6 protein-coding genes are annotated in these 19,065 nt (G+C 73.2%); all 6 read right to left on the reverse strand.

All coding sequences use genetic code 11. The features are described from left to right. Nucleotides 1-20 precede the first annotated feature (20 nt). The 6 genes from J2N69_RS01065 to J2N69_RS01090 all read right to left on the reverse strand — a co-directional run bounded on the left by J2N69_RS01065 (nt 21) and on the right by J2N69_RS01090 (nt 19,049). Nucleotides 21-1,019, reverse strand: coding sequence for a phytanoyl-CoA dioxygenase family protein (locus J2N69_RS01065; protein ID WP_157996686.1), 999 nt, complete (start codon nt 1,017-1,019; stop codon nt 21-23). Nucleotides 1,020-1,033: 14 nt separating this feature from the next. Further along, the gene (locus tag J2N69_RS01070) at nt 1,034-2,353 is read right to left on the reverse strand and encodes a cation:proton antiporter (protein WP_230898988.1); all 1,320 of its coding nucleotides are present in this window, start codon (nt 2,351-2,353) and stop codon (nt 1,034-1,036) included. Further along, the gene (locus tag J2N69_RS01075) at nt 2,350-16,602 is read right to left on the reverse strand and encodes a non-ribosomal peptide synthetase (protein ID WP_230898989.1); all 14,253 of its coding nucleotides are present in this window, start codon (nt 16,600-16,602) and stop codon (nt 2,350-2,352) included. The genes J2N69_RS01070 and J2N69_RS01075 overlap by 4 nt, the downstream gene beginning before the upstream one ends. A 274-nt stretch (nt 16,603-16,876) precedes the next feature. After that, nucleotides 16,877-17,821: a TauD/TfdA family dioxygenase gene (locus tag J2N69_RS01080; RefSeq protein ID WP_230898990.1), complete on the reverse strand. Its 945-nt coding sequence runs from the start codon at nt 17,819-17,821 to the stop codon at nt 16,877-16,879. Continuing rightward, complete coding sequence (locus J2N69_RS01085) at nt 17,821-18,687, reverse strand: enoyl-CoA hydratase/isomerase family protein (protein WP_230898991.1); 867 nt, start codon at nt 18,685-18,687, stop codon at nt 17,821-17,823. Before J2N69_RS01085 ends, J2N69_RS01080 begins: the two co-directional genes overlap by 1 nt. Further along, the gene (locus J2N69_RS01090; protein WP_127909098.1) at nt 18,684-19,049 is read right to left on the reverse strand and encodes a nuclear transport factor 2 family protein; all 366 of its coding nucleotides are present in this window, start codon (nt 19,047-19,049) and stop codon (nt 18,684-18,686) included. Before J2N69_RS01090 ends, J2N69_RS01085 begins: the two co-directional genes overlap by 4 nt. Nucleotides 19,050-19,065: the final 16 nt, after the last annotated feature.

A 19,065-nucleotide genomic window follows, 5' to 3' on the forward strand; every position in this document is an offset into this window, starting at 1 on the left:
GGCCCAGGCGGGGTGCGGGATCAGAGGTAGGCGTTGGCGGGGTTGAAGCGGTCGCCGAACAGGCGGACGCAGCGGTGGCCGCTGATGTCGAGGTTCGAGCCGTCGAAGGTGTCGCCCGTGACGCGCTGCGGGTACACCCAGGTGTCGCCGAGGGTGTAGCGGGCGTTGACGGCCAGGCGCATCTTGGCGTTCGGCAGCGAGGCGCGGGAGCGGTGCATGCAGCGCTCGCTGAAGATGACGTACTCCCCCGCCTTCATCGGCATGGTCTGGGTGTCGCCGGGCTTCAGTTCGAAGGGCTCGGTGACGACGGCCCGCAGCTGGTCGACGTGTGCGGTCAGGATGTCGAACAGCTCGTCGAGCGAGTGCCGGCGCGGATCGACGCCCTCGTAGACGCGGCGGGTGTCGATGTCGAGGACGAGGCTGTTGTCGGCGGCGCGGGCCAGCAGCTCCTCCTTGGTCCTGATCCGGTTGCGCGGGTCGACGAAGGCGCCGGAGTCGGTGAGCTTGACCATGCGCTTGGGGTAGGCGCTGCGCTGGGAGCCCTTGACGTACTCCATCACGCCGTCGTCCTCCGACACGTCGGTCAGCGCGAGCCAGAGCGTCCAGTCCCACTCGCCGGACGAGCCGAAGGGGAAGAGGGCCGGGCGGTGGCCGCCGACCTCCTCGCCGTCGAAGTAGCCGTACTCCTGGTGCCAGTCGATCGCGCCGTCCCCGGGGTACTTCTCGAAGAGCTTAGTGCGCCAGAGGATCATCGACTCGGCACCGGTGGCGCGTTGCAGGTTGGCGAGGAGTTCCGGGGCGGTCAGCAGTTCGCGCACCTTGTCGTTGACCAGGTGCCAGTCGCGTACGGAGTACCTGTTGTAGAGGGGCTGCACGGGCGGGTTGTCGAGCATGTCCTGGTAGAACGCGGCGATCTCGGCGATCGTGTCCTCGTCGGCGAAGCGCGGGAACGGGCCCACGAAGCCGTCACGGGCGAGCGCCTCACGGGGCGTCGGGGCGGGCGAGGTCGGTGCTGACACGTGCGGTCCCTTCTTCATGGTCGAGCGGGTCGACCGGTGCGGTCTTCGGGGGGAGCGGCGATCGGGGCCGCCCGCTCCCCGGTGGGTGGCGCGTCCGCCGGGCCGCGACGGCGTTCGAGCCGGGCCGTCAGGGCGAGCCCGGGCGCCGTCAGGACGGTGGACAGGACGGCCACGATCACGAGCTGGGTGAACAGCGTCTGCGTGAGCAGCCCGGCCTCCAGGCCGATGTTGAGCGCGATGAGCTGGACGAGGCCGCGGGTGTTCATGAGGACGCCGACCCGCAGCGCCGGCAGCCAGCCGGGGTCCTGGAGCCGGGCCGCCACCGTGCAGGCGCCCAGCTTTCCGACCACCGACGCGGCGAGGAGCACGCCCACGCCCAGGAGCAGCGGGCCCGCGTCGAGGGCCTGGATCTGGGTGCGCAGCCCGGTGTAGACGAAGTAGAAGGGCAGCAGCACGCCGACCGCGAACGGCCGGACGGACGCCTCCCAGCGGGACAGCGCCTCGCTCTTGGGGAAGGCGAGGCCCAGTACGAACGCGCCGATCACCACGTGCAGGCCGAGGAACTCGGTGGCGGCGCAGGCCGCGAAGAGCAGGGCGCACACCAGCGGGAGGAAGCCCTGCCCGCCCCGGCCCAGGGAGGTCGCGAGGAAGCTGCGGAGCCCGCGGCGCACCACGGTGAACAGGAGGGCGACGAACACGGCGAAGCCCGCCACGGTGAGCAGCGGGTCGGTGTGGCCCGCCCCGGTGAGGGCGAGCATCAGCCCGATCCCCACCCAGGCGACGACGTCGTCCACGGCGGCCGCGCCGAGGGCGACCGTCCCGGCGCGGGAGCCGAGCAGCCCCTCCTCCTCGATGATGCGCGCGAGCATCGGCAGGGCGGTGACGGAGGCGACGACCCCGGCGTACAGGGTGCCTTCGATGAGGCCCTTCTCCGGTACGGCGGCGGGCTGGGCCCTGAAGACCGCGTAGGTGGCGGCGATCCCGAGTACGAACGGGGCGGCCATGCCCGCGAACGACACCGACACGAAGCGCCGGGCCAGGCCCGAGCCCCGGACGAGGGAGCCGCTGAACTCCAGCCCGACCAGGAACATGTAGAAGGCGATGCCCAGCTGGCCGAGCGCGTACAGCACCGGTGTGTTGGCGGCCGGGAAGACCCATGCCTGGGCGTCCGGCAGCACCAGCCCGAAGAGTGAGGGCCCCAGAGCGATGCCCGCCACCATCTCGGCGACGACGGGCGGCTGGCCCACGCGGGCGGCGAGCGCCGCGAGGACCCGGCAGAGCACCATCATCACGGTGGCGCACACCAGAAGGCGGGTCAGCAGGTCGCCGCTCACAGCTCCGCCTCCAGTGCGTCGATCTCGTCCTGGGTGAGGTCGACCAGGGACAGGTCGGAGGGGGTGTGTCCGCCCGCGGCCGGGTCCGCCGCGTGCCGGCCCAGCGCGGCGAGTGCGGCGAACCAGAGGTCGGCCAGGGCCTGGACCCGGGGCTCGTCGAGGAGGCCCGCGGGCCAGGTGAGCGTCGCCCGCAGCCGCGGCCCTGACGGGGTGTCATGGGTGATCGCGCTGATCTCCAGCGCGTGGGCGCACGGCATCTCCGGGTCGGCGGAGGCGATGCGGACGTCCTCGGGCGCGCCTCCCCAGCGCTCGGCACCGGCGTCCACCCGCACCCGCCCCAGGTAGTTGAATCCGATCTGCGGTGTGGCCGCCCCGGCGAGCCGGTCGGCCGACTCCGGGTCGAGATGGCGCAGCTGGCCGTGGCCGAGGCCCTTGCGCGGCACCGCGCGCAGCTGCTCCTTGACGGCGCGCAACCCCTCCCCCGCGGCCGCGGCGTCGCCCGCGCGCCACAGGACGCCGGGGTCGACCGCGACCGGGTACAGGGTGGTGAACCAGCCGACGGTGCGGCTCAGGTCCGCTTCGTCGTCCGTCACGTCGCGGCCGTGGCCCTCCAGGTCGACGAGGGCCGCGGTGTGCCGGGCCGGGCCCCGCGTGCGCGGGGTGGAGTCGTCGTCGGCCCGCCAGCGCCCGAGGGCCAGCGCGAAGCCGCTCAGCAGGACCTCGTCCACGGTGGCGCGGAGCACGGTGGGCACCGTCGTCAGCAGCGGCGCCGTGTCCTCGGCGGACAGGACGGCGGTGACCCGGCGGGTGGTTCCGACGGTGTCCCGCGCGGGGTCCAGCGGCCGGTGGCCGAGCAGCGGGTCGGGGGTGGCGGCCACCGCCTGCCAGAAGGGCAGCTCGTCGCGCACCTGGGGAGTGGGCGCCTGCTCGGCGAGGCGGTGGGACCAGCCGCGGAACGAGGTGCCGACGGGGGCGAGTGCGGCGGCCGCGTCCGCCGTGCGGTCGTGCCAGACCGACATCAGGTCCGGGGCGAGGACCCGCCAGGACACTCCGTCGACGACCAGGTGGTGGGCGATGATCAGCAGGCGGCCCTCGTGGTCCGGGCCCGCGTCGAACCAGACGACGCGCGTCATGACACCGGCGTCGGGATCGAGTTCGCGCCGTGCGGCCTCGCCGTGGTCGGCGATGATCCGGGCCCGATCGGCCTCCGCGTCGGCGGGCGGCAGCGCGACCCGGCGTACGCACTCCTCGGCGCGCACCGCGCCGACGGGCCGGGTCTCCAGCGCCCACCGCCCGTCCTGCGAGCGGGACAGGACGGCGCGCAGCATGTCGTGCCGGTCGAGGACCGCCTGGACGGCGCGGACCAGCCCGGCACGGTCCGGGGCGGGCGGTACGCGCAGCAGCAGGGACTGGTTGAAGCCGGCGTAGGGGCCGCCGCGTTCGCGCAGCCACGCCATGATCGGGGTGACGGGGACGGTGCCGACGCCGTCGTCGGCCGGTGTCCGGGCGGTGCCGACGTCCCTGGCCGCCCGCGCCAGGGCGGCCACGCTCTGGTGCTGGAAGACGTCGCGCGGCGTGATGAGCAGGCCGGCCTGCCGGGCCCGCGCCACCAGTTGGATGGAGACGATGCTGTCGCCGCCGACGGCGAAGAAGTTGTCGTCGACGCCGACTTCCGGGAGGCCGAGCAGTTCCGCGACGAGTGCGCACAGCACACGCTCACGGGCGTCGCCGGGTGCTCGCCCCACCCCTGCCGTGAACTCCGGTGCGGGCAGCGCGGCCTTGTCGAGTTTTCCGTTGCGGCTGAGCGGCAGGGCGTCCAGGCGGACGAAGGCGGCGGGGACCATGTAGTCGGGCAGCTCCGCCGCGACCCGGCGGGCGAGCGCGGCCTCGTCGAACGCGGCCGGTTCGGCCACCACGTACGCGACCAGCCGCCGGTCCCCCGGCCGTGCCTCATGGGCGACCACCACGGCCTGGGCCACCCCGGGGCAGGCGGCGACGGCGGACTCGACCTCGCCGGGTTCGATGCGGAACCCGCGGATCTTGACCTGGGTGTCGGTGCGCCCGGCGAACTCCAGGACGCCGTCGTGGCGCCACCAGACGCGGTCGCCGGTACGGTACATGCGGCTTCCGGCGGGTCCGAACGGGTCGGCGACGAAGCGTTCGGCGGTGAGCCCCGGTTGTTCGGCATAGCCGCGGGCCAGGCCGGAGCCGGCGATGTGGAGTTCGCCGGTGACACCTGGCGGCACCGGGCGCAGGCGGTCGTCGAGGACGTAGACACGTGTGTTGTCGAGCGGCCGTCCGATGGGCATGGAGCCACGCGCCACGTCTTCTGCCGTCAGGGCGTGGTGGACCGCGCACTGGGTGCACTCGGTGGGTCCGTATGTGTTGGTCAGCCGCGCCGTCCCTGCGTGGGTGAGGACCTTGCGCACGGCGGTGGCCGATACGGCGTCACCGCCCACGTAGATGTCGCGCAGGCCCGCGAAGCACTCCGGGTGGTTCTCCGCGAGGAGCCGGAACAGCCCCTCGCCGAAGAGGCCCGCCGTCACGCGGTGGGCGGTCATGGTGCGGGCCAGGGCGTCGATGTCGCCGGCCTCGCCGTCGAAGGCGATGATCCGCGCGCCGCGCAGCAGCGGCCCCCACAGCTCGTACGTCGAGGCGTCGAAGGAGACCGGCAGATGCATCAGTACGCGGTCGTCGGCGCCGTGCCCCCACCAGCGGTAGTGGACCATGTCGACGACGCTGCGGTGGGAGACGGCGACCCCCTTCGGCACACCGGTGGAGCCCGAGGTGTGGATGACGTACGCGAGCTGGTCGGGGTGGACGGGCACACGTGGTCCGGGGCTCTGGGCGGTGGGCACATCCGGTTCGTCGGCCCGGACGAGCGTGGCCTCGCCGTCCGGGACGTCCGCGAGGGTCGTGCGGTCGGCGACGACGGCCACGGCCCGGGCCGCCGCCAGGATGTGCCGCAGCCGGGCCTGGGGGCTGCGGCCATCCAGCGGGACGTACACCCCGCCGGCCTTGGCCACGGCGAGGACCGCGACGACGTGCCGGGCCCGGCTGCCGAGCAGCAGCGCCACCCGGTCCTCCGGGCCCACGCCGCGGGAGGTGAGCGTGGCCGCGAGGCGGTCGGAGCGCTCGTCCAGTTCGCGGTACGTGAGTGTGGTCGTCCCGTCCTCGAAGGCGACGGTCTGCGGGGTGCGCGCCGCCTGGGCGCGGAAGAGGTCGGGCAGGGAGCCGTCGGGGCAGGCGTGCGCGGTGTCGTTGCGGACGGCCAGCAGTTCGTGCCGCTCCTTCTCGTCCAGCACCGGGAGCGCGTCGACGGTGAGGCCGGGGTCGTGGGCGGCGGCGGTGAGCAGCCGTTGGAAGCGGGCCGCGAGAGTGGCGGTCGTGGTCCGGTCGAACAGGTCGACGGCGTACCGTATCTGGCCCTGGATGCCCTGTGCCTCGCCGTCGTCCCCGTACCGCTCCCGCAGACTGAACGACATGTCGAACCTGGCCACCGGGGCCTGTGCCCCTTCGACGTGTGCCGCCAGCCCCGGCAGGTCGACGTCCGGCTCCGCGGTGTTGTGGAGGATCAGCATGACCTGGAAGAGGGGGTGCCGGGCGAGGGAGCGCGCCGGGTTGATCTCTTCCACGAGGCGGTCGAAGGGGACGTCCTGGTGGGCGTAGGCGGCGAGGTCCGACTCCCGTACCCGCGTGAGGAGTTGACGGAAGGTCGGATCGCCCGAGGTGTCGGTGCGCAGCACCAGGGTGTTGACGAAGAAGCCGACGAGTTCGTCGAGCGCGCTGTCGGTCCGGCCGGCGGTCGGCGCGCCGAGCGGGATGTCGGTCCCGGCGCCCATGCGGGTCAGCAGTGCGGCGAGGGCCGCCTGGAGGACCATGAAGACGCTGACTCCGTTCGCCCTGGCGAGCTGGACGACGGCGGCATGCTCGGCGGGGCCGAGTCGGATCGGCACGCTGTCGCCGCGGTGGGTGGCCAGTTCGGGGCGCGGGCGGTCGGTGCGGTACTCCAGCCCTTCGGGGAGGCCCGCCAACCCCTGTCTCCAGTAGGCGAGTTGGCGGTTGAGTTCGCTGTCCGGGTCGTCTTCGTCGCCGAGCATGTCGCGCTGCCAGAGGGTGTAGTCGGCGTACTGGACCGGCAGCGGCTGCCACTGCGGGGGCTCGCCCGCCCGGCGTGCCGCGTAGGCCGCCGACAGGTCGCGCAGCATGGGTGCGTGTGACCAGCCGTCGCCGGTGATGTGGTGCATGACCAGGACGAGGGCGGCGGTGTCCGGGCCGGTGGTGAGCAGCCGGACGCGCAGCGGCGGTCGCGTGGCCAGGTCGAAGCCGGGCAGGACGGTTTCCTCGACGGCCGCTCGGAGCGCTTCGGGAGCGACCTGTGCCTCTTCGAGTTCGGGGGCGCCTGCCACCGGGTCGAGGACGTGCTGGCAGGGCACTCCGTCGTGCTCGGGGTAGACGGTGCGCAGGCTCTCGTGACGGGTGGTGAGGTCGCGCAGGGCCGCGCGGAGGGCGGGGCGGTCGATCTCACCGGTGAGACGCAGGACGAGCGGGACGTTGTAGGTGGCGCCGGGACCTTCGAGCCGGTCGATGAACCACAGGCGTCGTTGGGCGTACGACAGGGGAATCACCGCCGGACGCTCCCGGACCCCCACCCCCACACGCCCACCGACCACTCCCGACTCCACCCACCGGGCAAGGCCCGCCACCGACGGCGCCTCGAACACCGCCCGCACCGGCACCTCCACCCCGAACACACCCCGCACCCGCGACACCAACCGCGTCGCCAACAACGAATGACCCCCCAGAACAAAGAAGTCATCCTCAGGCCCCACCACACCCACACCCAACACCTCACCGAACAACCCGCACAACACCTCCTCCACCACCGACCGCGGACCACGCCCCACACCCACACCCGACATCACCGGAACCGGCAACGCCGACCGATCCACCTTCCCGTTCGGCGTCAACGGCAACTCCTCCAACCCCACCACCACCGACGGCACCGCATACCCCGGCAACACACCCGCCACCACACCCCGCACCACCAACGGATCCACCCCACCCGACACAAACCCCACCAACCGACCCCCACCATCCGGACCCACCACCACCGACGCCACCGCACCCGACACCCCCTCAACACCCCGCAACGCCGCCTCCACCTCACCCAACTCCACCCGGAAACCACGCACCTTCACCTGACCATCCACCCGACCAACAAACTCCAGACCACCCACCGTCCACCGCACCAGATCCCCCGTCCGATACAACCGCCCCCCACCCCCACCAAACGGATCAGCCACAAACCGACCCGCCGTCACACCCGCACACCCCACATACCCACGCCCCACACCCACACCACCCACATACAACTCACCCACCACACCAAACGGCACCACACCCAACCCACCATCCAGCACATACACCCGCGTATTCCACAACGGACCACCCACCACCACGGGGCCGTCGTCGAGAGGTGTTCCCGCGGGGATGGTGTGGTCCAGGCAGCCCACGGTGGTCTCGGTCGGACCGTAGTGGTTGACGACATCCGCCTCGGGGTGCGCGGCGCGCCACGCGGCCAGCTGGTCGGCGCGCAAGGCCTCGCCACCGATGACGAGTTGGGCGGTGGGCGCGAACGCCTCCGGTGTCAGTTCCAGGATCGGCAGGTGTGACGGGGTGACCTTGGCGAAGGTGAGGCCGCCGGGTACGTCCAGCCGTTCGTCGAGGTCGGCGACGTACAGGCAGCCGCCGGCGAGCAGTGTGCCGTACAGGGCGGTGAGTCCGAGGTCGAAGGAGAGCGGCGAGTGCAGCAGGGTCCGCCCGGCGAGGCCCGGGTAGTCGGCCGCGCAGTGCAGCGCGTAGTTGACCAGGGAGCGCTGTTCGATCACGACGCCCTTGGGGCGGCCGGTGGAGCCCGAGGTGTAGATGACGTACGCGGCCTCGTGCCCTCGCCCGCTCCCCCGCGGCGGGGCGTCGGGCCGCCCGGCCGGCGCGGCATCCGGGTCCGTGACGTCGGCTTCCTCCACCGCCCCCTCTGCGTCCTCCGTGTCCAGAAGGTTCTCCGTGTCCAGGAGCAGCAGCGGCACGTCCGTCTCGGTCAGCGCGGGTGTGCCGGCCAGCGTCCCAGTGGTGGTCACCAGGAGCGCCGGCCGGGCGTCCGCGAGGATCATGGCCAGTCGGGGGCCCGGCTGGTCCACGTCGAGCGGCAGATACGCGGCGCCCGCCTTGCCCACGGCCAGCATCGCGGCCACCGCGTCGGCGGACCGCGGCAGCGCGAGGGCGATCAGTGTCTCGGTGCCGGCGCCCCGCCCGGTCAGCTGCCGGGCGAGCCGCTCGGCGCGCGCGTCGAGCTGGGCGTACGTGAGGCGCAGCGGGCCGTCCACGACGGCGGGGGCGTCCGGGGCGAGTGCCACCCGCTCCTGGAACAGCTGCGCCAGCGTGGCGTCCGGCACCCGGTGGGCGGTGTTGTTGCGGGTCACGAGCAGCTCGTGCCGCTCGGCCGGGTCGAGGACGTCGAGGGAGCCGAGCCGGATGCCCGGGTCGGCAAGGACGGCCTCCAGGAGACGGACCAGGCGGGACGCGAACGACTGGGCGGTGGAGCGGTCGAACAGGTCGGCCGAGTAGCCCAACGCCCCTTCCACGCCGGAGGGTTCGCCGCGCTCGTCGTACGTCTCGGAGAGGCTGAACTGGAGGTCGGCCTTGGCCGTGTCCGGGTCGTGGTCCAGCGCTTCGGCTGCCACGTGCGGCAGCGTGAAGTCGGCGCGGGTCAGGTTCTGCAGCAGCAGCTTCACCTGGAAGAGCGGGTGCCGGTTGAGCACGCGCGGCGGGTTGAGGGCCGCGACCAGCCGTTCGAAGGGCAGCTCCTGGTGGGCGAAGGCGGCGACGTCGGTCTGCCGGACCCGCTCCAGAAGCTGCTCGAAGGTGGGGTCGCCCGCGCTGTCCACGCGCAGCACGAGGGAGTTGATGAAGTAGCCGACGAGGGGGTCGAGGGCCTCCTCGCCGCGTCCGTGCACGGAGGTGCCCACCGGAATGTCGGTTCCGGCGCCGAGCCGGGAGAGCAGCGCCGTGAGCGCGGCGTGCAGGACCATGAACGGGGTGGCACCGCGGTCCCGGGCCAGCCCGAGCAGCGCGCGGTGGGTCTCGGCGGTCAGCCGGAAGGCGACGCGGCCGCCCGGCAGCCCGGCACCGGTCGGCCGGGGCCGGTCGCGGGGCAGCGGGAGTTCCTCCGGCAGGTCCGCCAACGCCTGCTTCCAGTGCGCGAGTTGGCGGCTGAACGCACTGTCGGGGTCCGACTCGTCGCCGAGCAACTCGTTCTGCCACAGGGCGTAGTCGGCGTACTGGACCGGCAGCGGCTCCCAGGCGGGTGGCGTGCCGTCGAGGGCGGCGGCGTACGCCTTTGACAGGTCGTCGGCCAGCGGCGCCGCCGACCAGCCGTCCCCGGCGATGTGGTGCACGACGACGACCAGCACGTGTTCGCGCTCGCCCGTCCTCAGCAGAGTGGTGCGCAACGGCGGTTGCGTGACGAGGTCGAAGCCCTCCCCGGCGGCCCGGGCGATCGGCGCGGCCGGGTCCTGTCCCACGGCGTCGACGACGGTCAGGGCGGGAGCGGCTTCGGCGGGGTCGAGGACGACTTGGCGGGGTTCTCCGTCGACCTCCGGGAAGACGGTCCGCAGGCTTTCGTGGCGGGCCACCACCGCGGCGAACGCCGCTTCGAGCGCCCGCGTGTCCAGCTCGCCGGTCAGCCGCACCACGAAGGGGATGTTGTAGGTGCCCTGCGCGGTCTCCAGCCGGTTGATGAACCACAGCCCGCGCTGGACGGGCGAGAGCGGCAGCGCCTCGGGCCGCTCGCGGCGCGCCAGCGCCGGGCGGGGCGCGCCGGTCGCGCCGAGGCGCGCCGCCAGGGCGGCCGGGGTCGGTGCCTCGAAGACCGCGGCGACGCGCGCCTCCAGGCCGAGTGCCGACCGGATGCGGGAGACCAGGCGGGTGGCGAGCAGCGAATGTCCGCCCAGTTCGAAGAAGTTGTCGTCGGCCCCGACCCGGCCGACGCCGAGGACGTCGGCGAAGAGCATGCACAGCAGTTCCTCCTGTGCGGTCCGCGGAGCCCGGCCCGCCGCGGTCGGCGCTGTGGGTCCGCCGGCCGTCACCAGCGCCTTGCGGTCGGTCTTCCCGTTGGGGGTGAGCGGTATGGCGTCCAGCGCGTGCACCGCCGAGGGCACCAGGTGGTCGGGGAGGGCGCGGGCCATCGCCTCGCGGACCGCGCGGGGGTCCGCGTCGCCCACCACGTGGGCGATGAGCCGCGGGAGGCCGCCGGGGCCCTCCGTCACGGTGGCGACGGCGTCCTTCACACCGGGCTGTTCGCGCAGCCTTGCCTCGACCTCGCCGAGTTCGATGCGCCGTCCCCGGATCTTGACCTGGTCGTCCCGGCGGCCGAGGAACTCCAGCCGGCCGTCCGGCAGGTACCGCACGCGGTCTCCGGTGCGGTAGAGCCTGCCGCCCTCGCCCCCGTACGGGTCGGCCACGAAGGTGTACGCGGTCTTGGCCGGGTCGCCGAGATAGCCGCGCCCCACGCCGACGCCGGCCACGTACAGGTCGCCCACCACGCCCACGGGGACGGGCTGGAGCCGGTCGCTGAGCACGTACAGGCGGGTGTTGCGGATCGCCCGGCCGATCGGCGCGGTCGTGCGCCCTGTGTCCTGGTCGCGGGTGAGGACGGCGTGGGTGACGTCGTCGGAGCACTCGGTGGGTCCGTAGGCGTTGACGACCGGGATCGCCGGGAAGCGGGCGGACCAGCGGCGGCACAGCTCGCCGGGCAGTTCCTCGCCGGTGACGACGAGCCACCGCAGGTCCGGCAGGGCGGGCACAGGGGTGTCCTCGTCCCAGGCCTCCAGCGCGGCGCGCAGCAGCGAGGGCACCACTTCCAGGACGGTCGCCCGCTCGCGGACCACGCGCCGGAAGAGTTCGTCGGGGTCCGCCGCGACCGCCCGGCCCACGGCGAGCGTCCGGCCGCCGACGAGCAGCGGGGAGATCATCTGCCAGATGGAGATGTCGAAGGTCAGCGGGGCGTTCTGCACGACGGTGTCCGTCGCGGCGAGCCCGAGGTCCACGACCTTGGCCAGCAGGTGGTTGTTCATGCCGCGGTGGTGCACCATGGCGCCCTTGGGGCGGCCCGTGGAGCCCGAGGTGAAGAGGGTGTACGCGAGCTGATCGGCGGCCGGGGCCGCCACTGATCGCGCCGGGGCGGTGGTGGCGGCCTCGTCCGGCCGCAGGACCGTCACCGGGCGCCCGGCTGCGGCCGCGATGGCGTCGGCGAGGCCGGTGTGCTCCGGACCGGCCAGCAGCAGGGGCGCGTCCGCGTCGGTCAGCAGCTCCGCCGAGCGTTCGGCCGGCGCGTCGGTGTCCAGCGGGAGGTAGGCGGCCGAGGCCGCGAGGGCCGCCAGGAGACCGATGACGGGGAGGCGGCCGCGTTCGGCGAGGACGGCGACGTGGGACTCCGGGGCGGCGCCCGTCTCCTGGATGCGGGTGGCCAGGGCGTCGACCTCGTCGATGAGTTCGCGGTAGGTCAGGTCGCCTTGTCCGTCGGTGACGGCGACGGCTGTCGGTTGTGCGGCGGCCAGCGAGCGGACGCGGGCGACCACGTCCTGGAGGGTTTCGGCCGCGGCGGTCTCGTTCCACTCCCCCAGCACGCGTCGGCATTCCTGTGCGTCCAGGAGGGGGACATGGCCGATCCGGGCGTCGGGGTCGGCGGCCACCGCACGCAGCAGGCGGCCGTACCTGGCCAGCAGCCCTTCGGCGGTGTCCTGTTCGAAGACGTCGGCGCGGTACTCCAGGGCGATCAGCAGACCGTCCGCGGCGCCGTCGGCGGTGAGTTCGCGGACGTTGAGCGACAGGTCGAACTTGGCGTTGCCCGCGGGCAGGTCGAGCAGGCCCAGTTCCAGGCCGGCGACGGACGGCAGTGCGCGCCGGGAGCTGTCCATGGCCAGCATCACCTGGAAGAGCGGGTGCCGGGACATGGAGCGCGGGGGGTTGAGGGTCTCGACGAGCCGTTCGAACGGCAGGTCCTGGTGGTCGTAGGCGGCGAGCGCGAACTCCCGTGCCCGTGCCAGCAGTTCGCGGAAGGTGGGGTCACCGGAGGTGTCGGTGCGCAGAACCACCGTGTTGGTGAAGAAGCCCACCAGATCGGCGAGCGTCTCGTCGGGGCGGCCGGCCACCGGGACGCCGACCGCAATGTCGTCGCCCGCGCCGTGCCTGCTCAGCGTGGCCGCCAGCGCGGCCTGGAGCACCATGAACGTACTGGTGCCGGTGGCGCGGGCGAGTTCGGCGATGCGGCGGTGCGGCTCCGCGTCCAGGCGGAGCAGCAGGTGCCCCGAGGGCACGGCGCCCGCGCCCGCGGGGTGCGGCCGGTCGAAGGGCAGGTCGATGTGGTCCGGCAGCCCGGCCAGTGCCCGCTTCCAGAAGTCGGCCTGACGGGCGACGACGCTCTCCGGGTCCCTCTCGTCGCCGAGGACACGGCGCTGCCAGACGGCGTGGTCGGCGTACTGCACGGGCAGGGGCGCGAGGTCCGGCGCGTGGCCGTCGCGGCGCGCCGTGTAGGCGGCGGTCAGGTCGCGCAGCAGCGGGCCGAACGACTCGGCGTCGGCCGCGATGTGGTGCAGCAGCAGGAGCAGCACATGCCGTTCGGGGGCGAGGGAGAACAGCGCGGGACGCAGCGGGGGTTCGGCGGCGAGGTCGAAGGGGCGGGCCGCGGCCGCGGTGAGCGCGTCGTACAGCCGGTCGTCGTCGGCCTCGACCCGCGGCAGCCGCGGCCGGGACGCGGGGCCCGCGGCGAGGATGTGCTGGACCGGTACGCCGGCCCGCTCCCGGTAGAGGGTGCGCAGGCTCTCGTGGCGGTCGGTGAGGTCGCCGAGCGCGGCTTCCAGCGCGCCGGTGTCCACGGGGCCGTCCAGGGTGAGGACGAGGGGGATGTGGTAGGCGGCGCTGGGGCCGTCGAGGCGGCTGAGGAACCACAACCGGCGCTGCGCGTAGGAGAGTTCGAGGTCGCCGTCGCGCGGTACGGGCACCGGTCCGGTGGGCGCGTCCGCCGCCTTCTCCTCTCCCGTGAGCCGGGCGGTCAGCTGACGTACGGTCGGCGCGTCGAAGACCGCCTCGACGCCGCAGTCGACGCCGAGTTCGGAGCGGATCAGCAGGACCAGGCGGGCCACTTGGAGGGAGTGGCCGCCCAGATCGAAGAAGTTGTCGTCGATGCCGACCCGGTCGGTCTTGAGCACACGGGCGAAGAGGGCGCACAGGGCGCTCTCTTGTGCGGTGCGCGGCGCGGTGGCGGAGTGGCTCTCCGCGGTGAGCGGGTCGGGGAGCGCCTTGCGGTCGGTCTTCCCGTTGGGGGTGAGCGGTATCGCGTCGAGGACCGTGCAGGTCGCGGGGACCAGGTAGGCGGGGAGCAGCTCGGCGAGTGCGTCCCGTACCGCGCCGGGGTCGAGGGTGGCGCCGGCGTTCGGCACGACGTACGCGGCGAGCGCGGGGGCACCGGTCGCGTCCGGGCGTACGACGACGGCGGCCTGAGCCACGCCGGAGAGTCGCAGCAGGGCGTTCTCGGCCTCGCCGGGCTCGACGCGGTAGCCGCGGATCTTCACCTGTTCGTCCGCGCGGCCGACGAACTCCAGGTCGCCGTCCCGGCGTTGGCGCACCAGGTCTCCGGTGCGGTACATGCGCTCGCCGGGGGTACCGAAGGGGTTGGCGACGAACCGCTCGCCGCTGAGGGCGGGGCGGCCGAGGTAGCCGCGGGCCACTCCGGGGCCCGCGACGTACAGCTCGCCCGGCACGCCGGGGGGCACCGGGGCGAGCCCCGTGTCGAGCACGTGCAGGCGGGTTCCGTCGAGGGCGCCGCCGATGGGCGGCTCGCCGTCACCGGTGAGCGGGCCGCTCATGGTGGCGGCCACGGTGATCTCCGTCGGGCCGTAGGCGTTGACCATCAGGTGCCGGGCCGACCAGCGGGCGGCCACTTCGGCGGGGCATGCCTCGCCGCCGACGAAGAAGGCCATGCCCGGCGGCAGGTCGTCGCCCTCCGGGTCCAGTACGGCCAGGGAGGACGGCGGGAGCAGGGCGTGCGTGATGCCCGCCTGCCGGGTGAACGCGGCCAGCGGGTGGCCTGGCAGCAGCGTCTCCCCCGGGGCGAACACGAGCGTCGCCCCGGTCAGCAGGCTCATGCACAGTTCGAGGACCACGGCGTCGAAGCCCATGGACGCGAACTGCAGCACCCGGCTGCCGGGCCGCACCCCGAGGTGTGCGACGACGGCCCGGGTCAGGTGCGGGATGCCGCCGTGGGTGACGACGACGCCCTTGGGCCGCCCGGTGGAGCCGGAGGTGTAGATCACGTACGCGGGGCAGGCGGCGGTCAGCGGGGCCGTGCGCTCCGTGTCGGTGAGGTCGTCGGCCGCGTACCCGGCGAGCGTGGCCCTGGTGTCGGGGGCGTCGAGCACGAGGGCGGGGGCGGCCGTCCCGTGCGTCAGGGAGGCGGTGCCGTCCGCCACCACGACACAGGTGGGCGCGGCGTCGTCGAGGATGTGGCCGATGCGCTGCGCGGGGTAGCCGGGGTCGACGGGCACGTATGCGGCGCCTGCCTTCAGCACGCCGAGCGCGGCGACGGCGAACAGTTCCGAGCGGGGCAGGAGCAGGGCGACCCGGTCCTCGGGGCCGATGCCCCGGGCGGCCAGCAGACGGGCGAGCCGGTTGGCGCGGGCGTTGAGTTCCGCGTAGTCGAGGGTGGTGCCCTCGCACTCGACGGCGGTGGCCGCGGGTGCCCGGCGCACCTGCCGCTCGAACAAGGCGGGCAGGGTGGGGTCCGGCTCCCGGGCGGCGGGGAGGCGCGGCACCGCGGCCGTGCGCTCCTCGCCGGCGAGGAGGCCGACGCGGCCCACGTAGGTGCCGGGTGCGGCGCACGCGAGCGCCATGCGCCGCAGGAAGTCGACGTAGCGGTCCTGGTGGGCGGCGAGTTCGTCGGCGTCGTACAGCTCGGGGTGGACGTCGAAGTCGACCCGGATGCCGTGGTCGCCGACCCTGTCGTAGACCGATATGGCCAGGTCCTCGATGAGGCGCTGCGACATGTTGTAGGCGTCCGCCCGGCTGCCGGCGAAGCGCACGTCGTAGTCGAACGGCACGATGTTGAGCTGCGGTCCGAAGTACCTGCGGTGGTCCCTGGGCAGGCCCAGGTCGGCGCGGAGTTCCTCGCCCCGGTAGCGCTGGTGGCGCATGACTCCGCGCACGGCGGACCGGGCACCCTCCAGGAGCGCCCCAATGGTCGTCGCGGGGTCGACCGGGACGCGCAGCGGCAGGACGTTCGCCGCCATGCCGGGCGCCTTGAAGGACCGTTCGCTGGTCCGGCCGGTCACCGACAGGCCGAGGATCACGTCCGGGTTCCCGGTCATCCGGTGCAGGAACGCGGCGGTCGCGGCGACGATGATCCGGGACCGGGAGACACCGGCCCGCTCGGCGGCCTCCGTCAGGGCGCCCTGGACCTCGGCGGGCAGCTGGACGCTGCGCCGGACGAAGTCGGCGGTGGGCCGCAGCGGGCGGGGCGCGAGGGCCACCGGGTCGGGCCGGTCGGCGTACTGCCCGAGCCAGAACTCCCGGTCGGCGGCGAACTCGGGCGACCGCCGGTAGGCGAGGTCTTCGGCGAGCAGGGTGCGGACGGACTCGAAGGGCGCGGGTCCGGGGTCCCGGCCCTCCGCCAGCGCCGTGTAGACCTGCGCGACCCTGCGGACGAGCAGCCCGGCGCCCACTCCGTCGAGGAGGATGTGGTGGTAGGCGTGATACCAGTACCAGCGGTCCGCGGCGAGCCGGAAGAGCGCGTAGGTGAACAGCGGCGGCTCGGTGAGTTCCATCGGCCGGCCGAGGTCCCGCTCCATCCACTCCACGGCGGCGCGCCGCGGGTCGGGTTCGGCGGAGACGTCGACGACGTGCAGCCGCCAGTCGGGCCGTACGCCGATCCGCTGCCGCGGTCCGTCGGCGGTGTCCAGGAACGCGATGTGCAGGGTGTCGGTCTCCTCGACCACCTGGCGCAGGGCCCGTTCGAAGAGCACGGGGTCCACCGCCCCGTGGATGTCCAGGTATTCGGAGGCCCGGAATATCACCAGGTCCGGATCGACCCGCTGCGCGAACCAGACGCCCGCCTGTGCACCGGTCAGCGGGAGTTCCCGCGCATCGGCCGGCGTGAGTTCCTGCTCGGCATCGGCGAAAGACCGCGATCGATCCATAGCTCCTCGACATTCACCTGATGGAGGGGGCAACTCAAGGATGACGGGGGCTTTCTCCGCCGTGGCCACGCGCACGGTGTGGAGCGGGAATCAACCGTGCCGCGTCACGCGGCCCGGTCATTCGATTCGAACTCGCGCCGACCGGCGCCCGTCCACCCCATGACGCACTGCCGTGACACTATCCAGGGGGTGATCTGTATATCTGGACAGCCGCTATACGGATATCTGCCGCGCCGGGAATTCCACGCGGCGTTTGCCGGGCCGGGGCGTCCGGCTAGTCCGACATGGCCACCAGCACACGGCGTCGCCCGCTGTAGGGCCGACGGCCGTGTGCCGCGGCCACGTTGTCGACCAGGAGCAGGTCTCCCCGGCGCCAGTCCACGTCGACCGCCAGGCGGAGTCCGGTCTCCTGGACATGGGTGATGTACGCGGCGGGGATGGGGCTGCCGTCGGCGAACCCGACGCTCTGCGGCAGCTCCTCCTCGGGCAGCATCTCCGCCAGCAGCGCCGCTTCCTCACCGGTGCCGGCGGGGTGCCACTGGTCGGCCTGGTTGAACCACACCTCGGCTCCGGTGACGGGGTGTTCGACCGTCGCGGGCGCGGTCCGGGTGATGCGCAGCGATCCGTCGGCGCGCCACTGCCACTGGGCGCCCGTGCCGTCGAGGAACGCCTCGACCTCGGCGCGCTCCTCGGTCTCGAAGGTCGCCTGCCAGCTCTTGCCGAACCCCATCCCGTCGTGGAGGTTCTGCGTGTAGCGCACGCCGGACGCGAAGGCCGCGCGCACCTGCGGGTCCAGGGACGCGAGCCAGAGCGCCCCGTCCACGACGGGTGTGGCCCCGCCCGTCGCGGCGGGCAGGGCACAGCAGAACAGGATGCGCCGGGGCCACCTGTGGCTGTACGACATCTCGTTGTGCATGGAGATCTGGAACTCGGCCGGGTACTCGGTCGAGGTGTAGACGTTCCTGCCGACCTTGGTGCGGGGCGAGTTGCCGTGCACGTACGCCAGCCGGTTCGCCAGCAGCAGATCGGCGGCCATGTCGTACGACGCCGACTCCGCGTCGATCCCGAATCCCCGGAAGATTACGGCTTTCTCCCGGGCCAGCAGCCGTGTCACGTCCTGTCCCCGCAGGAACTCCGCCAGCCCCTCGGGGTTCGACGGCACGCCGGCGCCGCCCGGGTCCACCTCCAGGGGCCGCCAGGTCTGGGCGGTGTCGACCATCAGTTCTCCGTAGGTGTCGTTGATGCAACCGGTGTCGTGGGTGTCACCGGTGTCATGGGTGCCGCAGGTCCGCCGGGCCGCGTCGAACGGAAGGCGGCGACGGCCTGGCGGAGCCCGGGGGACCCGGCGGCCACGGTCTGGAGCGGCGCCTCCCGTTCGAGGGCGACGGCCAGCGACGGCGCGTCGGCGTTGGCCTGGAGGACGCGCTTGGTCAGGGCCACGGCGACAGGGCTGTGCGCCGCGATCCGCCGGGCCAGGCCGAGGGCGGTGGTGTGGAGTGCGTCGGGGGCCGTGACGGTGTTCGCCAGGCCGTGGCCGAGGGCCTCGTCCGCGGCCACATACCTGCCGGTGAGCATCATCTCCGAGGCGAAGCCGAGGCCGGTGAGCCGCGGCAGCAGCCAGGAGGCGCCCATGTCCCCGCCGGACAGGCCCATGGTCACGAAGGAGGCGCGCAGCCGGGCGCGGGTGGTGACGACCCGCAGGTCGGCGGCGAGCGCGAGGGAGAGCCCCGCCCCGACCGCGACGCCGTCCACGGCGGCGACCACCGGCTGCGGGATGTCGCGCAGCCCGGTCACCGCGGCCGCCTGCCGTTCGAGCAGGCCGAGCAGTTCGGCCGGGGGCAGGGCGGCGATGCGCCCCGCCTCGTCGAGGTCGTAACCGGAGCAGAAGTCGGCCCCCGTCCCGGTCAGGACGAGCACGCGCGTGCCGGTGTCCTTCCGCAGCCCGGCGCACAGCTCCGCGAGCGCCTGGAACATCTCTTCGGTCAGGGCGTTCTTCCGATGCGGCCGGTGCAGCGCGGCGACAACGATCTCCGGGGAGGGGCGGGTCACCTGGAGCGGGCCCTGTCCCTCGGTCGCGCCGCTCATACCTGGGGACTGAAGAAGTAGGTGTCGCGCCGGCGGATGAGACCGTCCTCGGCGACCCGGAAGAAGTCGGCGAACCGCACACGCACATCTTTTCCATTCTTCAGCAGACCCGCGAAATCACCGTGCACCGCGATCAGTTCGCGGTCGGTCACGACATCGCGCAGAGAATGCCTTCCGGATTCGATGACACGGTCCTTCCGGTAGAACCGCTCCAGTTCCCCGATTCCGCGCAGCGGCGGATATCCCGGCCGTTCGTACACCACATCCGCCGCGAACAGCGAAACGAGGCCGGGAATGTCATTCCGGTCGACCAGGTCGTAGTACCGCTCGACCATGTGTATGGCTTCTTCGACGGCGATCACGCGGCAAACACCCCGT

Origin of the sequence: Streptomyces huasconensis (assembly GCF_021028635.1) — a bacterium.
Taxonomy (GTDB): Bacteria; Actinomycetota; Actinomycetes; order Streptomycetales; family Streptomycetaceae; genus Streptomyces; species Streptomyces huasconensis.

What these genes read in the sequence shown, in the direction of transcription:
- J2N69_RS01075 (WP_230898989.1), bottom strand. Translation starts at nt 16,602, where the DNA reads ATGGATCGATCGCGGTCTTTCGCCGATGCCGAGCAGGAACTCACGCCG.
- J2N69_RS01080 (WP_230898990.1), bottom strand. Translation starts at nt 17,821, where the DNA reads ATGGTCGACACCGCCCAGACCTGGCGGCCCCTGGAGGTGGACCCGGGC.
- J2N69_RS01085 (WP_230898991.1), bottom strand. Translation starts at nt 18,687, where the DNA reads ATGAGCGGCGCGACCGAGGGACAGGGCCCGCTCCAGGTGACCCGCCCC.